Raw genomic sequence first — 10,510 nt, forward strand, 5'->3', positions numbered from 1 at the left:
GATATCGCCGCTGCCCAGCGAATCCGCATGGTCAGCCGTCAGCGTACCGCCGGTAATGGTGGTGCCGCCGGAGTAATCGTTGCCGCCGCTTAACGTCAGCTCGCCGGTACCGGTTTTCACCAGCGAACCGCTGCCGGAAAGCGTATTTTCCAGATCGCCTTCGCCCACCTTAAGCACGCCGCTGTTGTCGATATCGCCGCTGCCCAGCGAATCCGCATGGTCAGCCGTCAGCGTACCGCCGGTAATGGTGGTGCCGCCGGAGTAATTGTTATCGCCGGTCACGATCAGATCATCGCTACCGCTTTTGACAATTTGGCCCCCGCCGGTCACGTTGTTATCCAGCGTGCCCTGGCTCAGCGCAAGCGTTGCGCTTTCTGCAATCGTCACATCGCCAGTGCCGAGCGCGGCGGCGTCTTTGGCGGCCAGAATGCCGCCGTCAATTTCAGTGTCGCCGTAGTCGTTGCCGGTGTTGCTGAGGATCAGCGTGCCGTCGCCTTGTTTGGTTAGCTTGCTGCCGTTCCAGTTGGAGGTCGCCGTGGTTTCGTCCAGTTCGCTGGTGACGGTAAAGGTACTGCCTGCATCAACGGTAAAAGTGCCATGCGCAGCGCGCGCAGAATTTGCGCCCGCGTACCAACTCAAGCCCGTAGACAACTCGTAGTTGGTATTATCATTCGCATCAACGCCCGCGTTGATCGTCAGGTAATCCGGCATAGCGGAGGTGTCGGCATCCAGCGTTACGCTGTCAAAATCGGTAGTGATTGCGCTTTGCGAATCAATCAGCGTGATCGATCCAAAGTGTTCGTCGGTTTCGGGCGCGACAAAGGTGGCCGTTGAGCTAAGGTTCAGCGTCCCGCCCAGCGTGACGTTGGCGGCTTTGATAATTGGCGAGCTGTTGGCGGTATCCAGCGTCGCGTTTATCTGGCTGTCGTCCTGCAAAGTCAGGGTATTGTCCACCGTCAGCAGCGTACCTGTCGAACCGCTCGCGTTGCCCAGCGTAATATCGCCGTCGTTGGTCAGATTGCCGACGGTTGACGGGTCGGTCATGTTCCACTGGCTGGTGTCGTCGAGCGACAGCGTAGTAAACATCGCATCTACACTACCGGTTAACGTGGACCCCTGGCTTAAAGAGAGCGATGACGATGACATGTCACTCTGAGCAACGTCACCGATCAATGTCGTATTGTTGGCCTGAATTACCACCTTGCTGCCAAGCTTGATCACTTCCGGCGCTTCAAATGTGCTGTCGGTCAGCACGATAGGAGCGTTAATCGTCGTGCCAGTGTCCACATGCAGCGCAATCGTGTCTGAATTAACCTGTGCTTTGTTGACCGTCAGCGCGTTGAGATCCTCATACCCGTCGAGTTTTCTTTTGCTGGTTATAAAGATACCGTCGCCGTCGGCGTTGATGGTGGCGCCGTCGATCCTGGCGTCCGACGCCAGAATATACACGCCCGTACCGGCAGAGGTAATGTTGCCGCCTGTAATATCCAGGGTAGTGGCGTTATTGGCCTGTACCGCCGCGCCGCTGGCATTGGTATGTGTTATGGTCGCGTTGGTGAGATTAAGAGCGGCCTTATTGGTACCCTGGATGGTGCTCATCGTACCTGCAGAGCTGACCGAGCTATCAGACAGGTTCAGGGTGGAACCCTCGTCTGTCGCGGTGTTTCCGGCAACAACGTTTATCTGGCCTTGCGCCAGGGTGATTGTGCTACCGTCCAGCACGTTCAGCGTACTGCCTTGTTGCACCTGCGCGCTGCTGCTGTTAGCTGCCTCAACGATGGTACCGTCCAGCGTTGCTTCTGAACCCGTATACAACGTCATTACGCCGAAATTGCCGTCAATCGTTAGCGTACTGTCTGTTAACGTCAGTTTGCTGCCATCCGCTGCGGAAATACCCTGGGTATAAATACCCGTAGTGGTTATCTTCGCGTCGGTAAGCTCAAGGATAGCGTAATGATCCAGCGAAATGGCGTTGGAAACATACTTACCGCCATCCGGATCATCAGCCCCGCCTCCGCTTGTTTCAATGACGAGCCCCGTCCCTGTGACCGTGGTGGGCTGCCAGCCGACGGTGGCGACACCCGAGACATATAGCGCCGCGCCTTCATCGGTGCCCGAATAGCTCATCGGCGGCGTTGACGCATCCAGAACGTGGGTCTGCGCATCAGCATATGATACCTGATTGTCGGCCATGGCCAGCGGGCTGAAAAATCCGAGCGCTGCAGCCACGGCGCAAGCCAGCGCCGCGCGCGTTGCTTTTATTATTTGTCCATATTCGGACTTTTTGTTTAGGGAATGGATTTCACTCGCGCATACTTGCGCTTTAACTTTGCTGTGGCCTCGCGCCAGTTCTGAAGCCACGACATACATATTTCGCACGGCGCTCCAGACAATACTGTAAGTCCTGTTCAATTTTTAAATTTCCCTTTAATAACGTTCACGAAGCAAACTGGATTTTGATTGGGCTGCAAATAGCCTTTAAATGCTACATTATCAATGAGTTAAATAATAAATAACAAAAATACAGCTCTATGAATGGTTGCAATCACCTGAAACAATATATTATCCAAGCCAAATTATTAACTAATTTCAAGGCTTATTTCAATGCCAGGTCAATTTCTGGTTGATTTATAATTGATATAAATACATTCATCCATTTAATAAATATTTATGTTGTGAATAACATTTAATAACTTCATATATTAAAATAAATAAATGCGTGAAACAAAAAGGTGTGATTATCATGCGACACCTGGCGTTATTTTAAATATACTCGTCATACTTCAAGTTGCATGTGCTGCGGCTGCGTTCCCTCACCCCAGTCACTTACTTTAGTAAGCTCCTGGGGATTCGCTCGCTTGCCGCCTTCCTGCAACTCGAATTATTTAGAGTATATACGTAGCGCCAGATGCCGGGTTGCAGAAGGGAGACGGCGCTTTTACACACGCGCGGCAAACGGTGGTGGCGCCAATTAGCAGAACATATACTTTTCAATGAATGCTACTTTCACTTTTTCATGAAGCTCAATTGAACGTGAAAAGCAGATTATTTTCGTGCCAGACGCATAATACGTTACTCCACGCACGTCGCATAACCCGCTGAGCCTGCCGGCTTAATGGCGCAGTTTTGACTCTTAGTATTCTCATCTACGCCGCAATACATGCCGCCGCTCGAGGTTGATTTAGATAAATAGGGATAGCCCAGCGTCGGCCAGCCTAACGAGCTAATTGAATGATACAGCGTCAACAGGTCGTTATTATCCGGTGCTTTGCTAAGGCTACCGCACTGTTTGGCAATATCCCATTTCGTGTTGTCCACCGTATGCGCCATCGCCCAGTACTCGTTATTTGCATGCACTCCGTTGGTAAATACTGGCGTCACGCCTGACAGCATCTCAGCCTGAAGCCACGGACGATGCAGCGTTTTTCCGTTGACGGATGTCGTATCCGACATATTTCCCCAGAACAACGCTTTATCCGTATCCGGGCTGGTAAGTACCATAAAAATCACATCCAGCGATGCGTGAAGAGTCGTATTGTCCGTCACTTTCACCGTGAGTGGCGTTTTCAACCCCAGGCTTTTATCCTGATTAAGCGTAAACGTTGCCGTACCGTCGCTGCCGGTAGTGCCGGTAAAGACAATCCCGGTGGTGGTCATACTTTGGCTGGCGCTTGCGGGAGTCAGCTCTTTAAGCATGAGATCGTCTGCTCCGGCATCCGCTGCCACGTCGCCATCCGTTATCACCATACCTGCCCGATTTTTCGAATCGCCACGTGACAACGTAAAACCGACGTTGGCGACCGGGTTACCGCTGCTATCTTTTACCGTCACCGTTAACGGCATCGCGCTTCCCTTCGCCACTACCGCCGCATTTTTCGCGCTGTCCATCGCCGTCGAGGTCAGCGTAATACTGGCAGGAGTAGAAGTACGCGGCTCGACCAGACACACCTGAGCGCCGGTGGCAGTCGATGAACTGGCGGTGCCCTTACCGCCGCTATTCAGGTTTATAAATTGGTAATATCCGGTATTCGGCGCACGATCCGCCGCCCACCAGGATTTGTTCCCCGCCACCGGCCAGCCGTAATTTGTACCGATTGCGCCGTTAGGATTGTCGCTATACAACGTTTGCAGATCGCCCGACAACGGCTGGTATTCCGCATCACAGCCGGTTGCGCCCGCTTTTTCAGTGTTCGCTGCGGTGACTAAGGGCCATGTTTCATTGTTAACCAGGTAAGTACCGCTATTCGACGTCATCTCCGCCGCCAGCAGCGGACGCCGGAACTTCACGCCCGCGCTGTTGGTCACGGTTTCCGGCATGTGTCCCCAGTATTTGGCTTTATCGCTGTCCGGGCTGGTAATGACGGTGAAAATGACGTCCATATCGCTAACTGTCAGCGGATCGTCGACAAGCATCGCCTGTAGCGGTGTTCTCAGGCCACGGGAATCATCCTGCGTCACTTCGAGTTGCGCTTTACCATCCTCATCCGTAATGCCATACCAATAACTTGTGCACGAAGATACCGTGCAGTTAAACGTCATTGAGCCCGTAGACGGCGCAACCGATGTGAGTACCATGCCTCCGCCGGAACTGCCATCAACGACACCCGCCCGGTCTATCGAAAGCGTTCGTCCCAAACGGATAGCGGTATTGGGCTGCGGCGTGCCGGAACCATCCCTCACAGTGACGGTCAACGGCAGGCTCTCGCCCTTCTTCGCCACTGGAGCGCCTTTATCCGCATCCATGTCGCTGGAGGTGAGTTCTATCGACAAGTCCCGGCGCTTTGCCAGACAAAGCTGCGCCGTGGCGGTATTGGCTTTGGTTGTCAGCGTATTATTATCGCTGAGTCTGACATACTGAAACTGACTGTCTGAGTGCGTGGCATCCGGTACTGAGTTACCCGCCCCCCAATATTTTCCTGATGCCACCGGTAGGCCAAGCGTTGTCGTGAGTGCGCCATTGGGATAATCGGTATATAGCGTCTGTAAATCATTTACCGTCGGCAACCCCAGCCGATCGCACGGGCTGGCGGTGTCCTGATACATATTCGGATAACGGCTCCAGGTATACCAGGTCTCGTTATTTTCCGTATAACCCGACGTGTCCGCCGTTGAAGAAAGTTCAGCGCGCAGCAGCGGTCGCTTAAATTCAACCCCCTTACTGTTGATAAAGGTTTCCGGCATATGGCCCCAGTATTTGGCCTTATCGCTGTCCGGGCTGGTCACTACGGTAAAGATTGCGTCTTTGCTGTCTGTCAGGTTGCTGCCGTCCATCGTGGCGGCGCTGATAGTGGTTTTTAAACCGGCGGTACTGTCCTGCGCAAGGGTAAATGTCACCTGTCCCTGGGCATCAGTTTGCGCATACAGATATTTCGCCGACGTATCCAGCAGGTATGTCGCCAGGCCGGACGGCATCACATTACGCAGCGTAATATCGTCTGTGATGCTTGAGGACGATGTGGCGCTGTTGGCGCGATTGTACGAAGATCCGCGGCTGATTTTCACCATCACGTTTTTCATCGGCTGACCTGCGGCGTCTTTCACGTCGATGGTGGCGGCCATCTGCTCGCCCTTCTTCGCCTTTGCGCTTCCGGTGGTTTCATCCTGGCCTGCCAGCGTCAGCGTCAGGCTGGCGGCGGCGCTGCGCGGCGAGGCAAGACAGGTCTGCATGTAGTACATCGAGGTGCTGGTCGTCGTTTTGACATCATTGCCGTCGTTAAACAGGTTGACCGCCGCGTAGAGCGACTTCGTGCCGTCTGACGATATCACGTAATCCCCCGCCCACCAGTAGCGGCTGACGTTGTTGTTGCCTGAACTGGTCATCGGCCAGCCGTTACGGCTGCGCATGGCGTTATCCGGGTATGTCCCGTACAGCGTCTGGAGGTTGGCTACGGTCGGTAGCGTGTCGCGCCCACAGCCGCCACCGGTGCCGTTCCAGGCTTTATCGACGGTTATCATGCCCCAGGTTTCGCCTTTGTCGTAGTAGCCGTTGGCGATGGTCAGCGTTTTGCCGGGCGTAGCGCTAAACTCGCTGGCCAGCAGCGGACGCCTGTACGCCACGCCGCTGCTGTCGGTCAGCGTTTCCGCCATATGGCCCCAGTAGTTGGCCTTCGGCGTGTCCGGACTGGTGACCACGGTAAAGATGACTGGCAGCGGCGCGCTCGTTACGCCGTTGTGTTCTATCGCCGCCGTCAGCGGCGTTTTAAAGCCCGCGCCGCTGTCCTGGCTGATATTCAGCGTCAGCGTGCCGTCGGCGCCCGTGGCGGTGTAATAGTTAGCGCCGCTGCTACGCCCGTCGCTGTGGTTTATCTGTATATCCGCCGCCGCCGAGCTATTCACCTCCTGATTCGCGCGCCCGACGCTGTCGCCGCGCGTAAAGATAACCGGCGTGTCGGCGGCCGGGTTGCCCTGGGCATCCCGCGTGGTGATGATGACCGGGATGGTCTCGCCGACTTTCGCTTTGGCGAATCCGTCGCTGTCGTTATACACAGGCGAAGTGAGCGTTATCTGCGTCGCCGCCGGATGGGCGTTTTGCAGGCAGACAAAATAGAGTTGTTCATTCCACAATAGCGAACCGACGCCGCCGTCGCGCAGATTAATCGACTTAACGTAGCGGTTTTGCGTACTCCGGCTCAAATCGGCGGTGCTGTCCTGGTAGTTTTTACCATCCAGCGGCCAGCCCTGCTGGGTATTCATGGCGCCGCCGGGCCTGGCGTCGTACAGCGATTGCATATCGGCAAGGGTCGGCACGTATCCCGCGCCGCAGGCGTCGTTCGCCATTTCAAAATCGACGATTCCCCACGCTTCGTTGTTTTCCGTATTGTCGCCGTGGGTAACGCCGCTGGCGATTTCAGCCGATAACAGCGGGCGCTTAAACACCTCGCCGTTGGCCGCCGTCGTCGTTTCCGGCATATGGCCCCACATTTTGGCTTTGTCGCTGTCCGGGCTGGTGACCACGGTAAAAATAGTATCGATGCTGGCCGTCGCGCTGGCGTTATTGTACAGCGCCGCCGTAATCGCGACTTTCGTCCCGTGGGCATCCGGGCGGGTGACGTTGATGATTTTGCTGCCGTTTTCACCGGTCATACCGCCGATTTGGGTGGCGCTGTCGTTGAGCGAATCGCCGTCAATCACCACCGCCGAGACGATGCCGTCGCCGCTACCGGCGATATGTTTCTCCCCCTGGCGGGTATAGCCGTCGCCGCGGCTTAACACGAACGGCGCTTGCGGCAGCGGATTGCCGCTGGCGTCTTTTACCGTCACTTTAAGCTGGAGCGTATCGCCCTTTTTCACCTTCACCGCGTGTTCGCTGTTTGCGTTATACCACAATGCCGCATCCACCGGCTCAATGGTGATAGACGCCGCCGTCGGATTTTTGCTGACCAGACAGCTCACGTAGTCCGACGCATCGCCGGAAGCGGTATAGCCGCCCGCAGCCAGTGATACCGCCTGCCATGTAGCGGCGCTGGCGAAGGTGGAAGACCAGTAGTCATACGTCGTCGGCCAGCCGGATACGGTGTGGATTTTATTGCCGTCGCTGGAGGCATACAGTGCGGCAAGCTGATCGGCGCGCGGCAGATGGCCGGCCTCGCAGCCCCCGGCGTTGGGGTTATTCAGCGCGTCGGCGTGGCTGACGCGCGCCCAGGTTTCGTTATCCTGCTCCTGGGTACGGGTGGCGGCAGTCGCTTCCGCCGCCAGCTTTGGCCGCTGGAATTCCATATCACTTACGGTGAGCGTGTCCGCCATATGGCCCCACATCTGCGCCTCCGGCGTATCGGGGCTGGTGGGAACGGTAAATTTCACGCTGCGGTTGACGGGCGTGGTAATCAGTGAGTTGACCGGCAGTACGCTCAACGGCGTCAGCAAGCCCACGCCCTGCGGCTGTTCAATCACCAGCGTGGCGTTGCCCTCGGCATCGGTCATGCCCTGGTACGTCATCGACGCCTGGGAAGAGCCGAAAGGCGTTCCGCCCATCACCAGCGTTCCGTCGCTGGGATCGGTAAAGCCCGTGGTGGCGTTGTCGCGATTTTTGCCGTGCGACATGGTGACGGTAAAGCTGGCGTTGGGCACACTTAACCCGTTCAGCGCATTAACGGAATGGACGTTCATCGTGATTTGTTCGCCGACTTTGGCTACCGCATTACGTAACGACTCATCGCCATTAAAGTAAACGTCCAGACTGGTCACCAACTCATTGCCGGAGCAGGAGAGATAGTTCGGTTCGGCGCCGCTGAACATGCTGTCCGCGCCGGTCGCCAGGTTGACGTGCGCGGTGGTGGAACCATCAGTATCCGCCGCGATATAGCTGTGTTTCTGCGTCGGCCAGCCGTAGGTCGTTTCCATCGCGTTACCGGAATGGGCCTGATACAGCGTATCCAATAGCAGTTGCCCCGGCACCTGGCCGGTACCGCACTGGTTCGTCGCCGCCGTTACCGAGTTAAACGTCGCCCAGTATTCGTTATTCTCAAATTCGGAACCGGTATCCTGCGCGGCCTCTTCTGCCAGCAGCGGGCGTTTGTAGATATTGCCCGCTTCCACCACGCCCTGCATATGGCCCCACATGCGCGCCTGCGCCACGTCCGGGCTGGTGACGACGGTAAAAATCACGTTCTGCGTCGCTTCCGTGCCGTCGAACAGCACCACGCGCACCGGGGTTAATACGCCCGCACCCTTATCCTGAGTCAACACCAGCGAGAACTGACCGTTGGCGTCGGTGACGCCATGATAGTGGCCGTCGCTGCCTGCCAGATTGGTGATAATTACCGGATCATCCGTCCACTGATGCCCGCTATCAATATCGGCGTTCTTTTGATTCTGGCGATTTTGCTCGTCGCCCAGGTAGACGTTAAAGTAGCGATAAGGCAGCGGTTTATTGGTGGCGCTGTCGGTGACGGTGATCTTCATGTTGATCTCTTCGCCCACCTTCACTTTCGCCGCGTTGACCGTTGAATCAAAATTATCGGCGCTAATCACTAATTTCGGCGTGACCGCAGGCGGGGCTTTATCCACGCAGCTAACCAGCGATTGCGTGGCGTCCGGCATCTGCGTAAGGGCGCGGCTGCGCATATCAATGCTGATATGGTCAGTGGCAGTCGATCCCTGGGAGGAGGACCAGTACTCTTCGTCACCGGATGTCAGCCCTACCGGCCAGCCGAGGGTGGTGGCCAGATCGCCGCGCGCAATTTTTAACCCTTCCAGTTGGCGTGCATCCGGCAGAATATCGCAGTGCGCGTCGGCGTGGCCCCAGTTGAACTGCGCCCAGGTTTCATTGTTGATGCTGGCGGTGCGGTCTTCACCGTCGGTTTCCGCCGCCAGTTTGGGGCGGTAAAAGGTGTAGCTTGCGCCGTCCACCGTGGCGGTGGACGTCTCTGCCATATGACCGTACATGTTGGCGCTGCTGCTGTCCGGGCTGGTGAGGGTGGTAAAAATCACGTCCACGCTGGCTTTCAGCGCTGGCGCGCTCGACGGGTGCGCTATCAGCGGCGTTTTAACGCCCGGGCCGTTCGCCTGGGTGACGACCACGGTCGCCACGCCCTCGGCGTTGGTCGTACCGTGATATTCCGTGGCGGTGGTGGTCAGTTCGGTGTTGCCGACGCGCACCGGCGCGGCATTGTTTACCACGCCCTGGCGGTTTTGCGCGTCGCCGCGGGTAATCACGAAATCAACGTTGCCCTCCGGTTCGCCGCCGCAGTCTTTGGTCGTTACCGTCAGCATGATGCTTTCGCCCGCTTTGACCTTCGCGGCGTTGAGCGACTCATCCAGATGATCGGCGGCGAGCGTTACCGGGTCGCCCACGGCGGGCGCGATATCCACGGCAAACTTTTGATCAAGCACTTCGACCGCCGTGTTATAAGGCACGCCGGTGCGGGTAAGCAACCACAGCGGCGGTATGGCGGTTGAGGTATCCAGTTGCGACCAGACCACCAGATGGCGGCCCGCCAGATTCTGCGCGCAGAAACTTATATTGCTGACGGGTTGTGGATCAAGCGGCGTGTCCGGCGTGGCGGCGTCGGCCCACACCAGCGTGACGGTGGGCGCGCGTTCAGCCTGCCAGACCAGCGGCGGCACGGCGAAGATATCGCCTTCGGTGTCGTGCGGATTGGTTAAGGTCAGCGCGCTGCCAGCATCACTGGTGCTGAACTGGCTGGGCTTCGCGGAGTAGTCAACAGGATTCGCCGCATCAGAGCGCAACTGCACGCTGCCCTGATATACCGGGATCGTTACACTGTCGGCCTGAGGCGGAGTGCCATTAATAGCCGCAGTTTGCTCAGTGAGTTCCTGCCATGCGCCGCTGCTTCGCACGGCCTGCGCGAAGAAAGGCGTTAAACTGAGGGCGCATAGCAGCAGCCAGGGTAAAAAACCGACACACTTTTTCGATTTCACTGACGTACCTGAGAAAAGTCCATTTCGTTGCAGTTCATTCCATGAATACAAAAACGTAAAAATACATCGCTACCGGAACAGCGCCAGCTACAAGGGATACCCAGGTTGGGCGCCGCAAAGCGTCACCCAA

Annotated in this window: 2 protein-coding genes and 1 pseudogene; all 3 read right to left on the minus strand. The window is 56.7% G+C overall.

Translation table 11 applies throughout. The features are described from left to right. The coding region (locus ACLJRS_RS21110; protein WP_410957896.1) for an autotransporter-associated beta strand repeat-containing protein at positions 1-2,412 on the minus strand (2,412 nt) is incomplete at its 3' end. A gap of 559 nt (positions 2,413-2,971) precedes the next feature. Further along, positions 2,972-3,058 (minus strand): annotated as a pseudogene (locus tag ACLJRS_RS21115) (IS1 family transposase); the annotation flags it as partial. 14 nt (positions 3,059-3,072) lie between these two features. After that, a complete protein-coding gene (gene ratB, locus ACLJRS_RS21120) occupies positions 3,073-10,380 on the minus strand; it encodes a DUF823/DUF824 repeat adhesin RatB (RefSeq protein WP_000837129.1) in 7,308 nt (2,435 codons plus the stop codon). Between the last annotated feature and the right edge of the window lie 130 nt (positions 10,381-10,510).

The sequence above is a fragment of the Salmonella sp. SAL00670 genome, from assembly GCF_046552235.1.
Classification (GTDB): Bacteria; Pseudomonadota; Gammaproteobacteria; order Enterobacterales; family Enterobacteriaceae; genus Salmonella; species Salmonella enterica.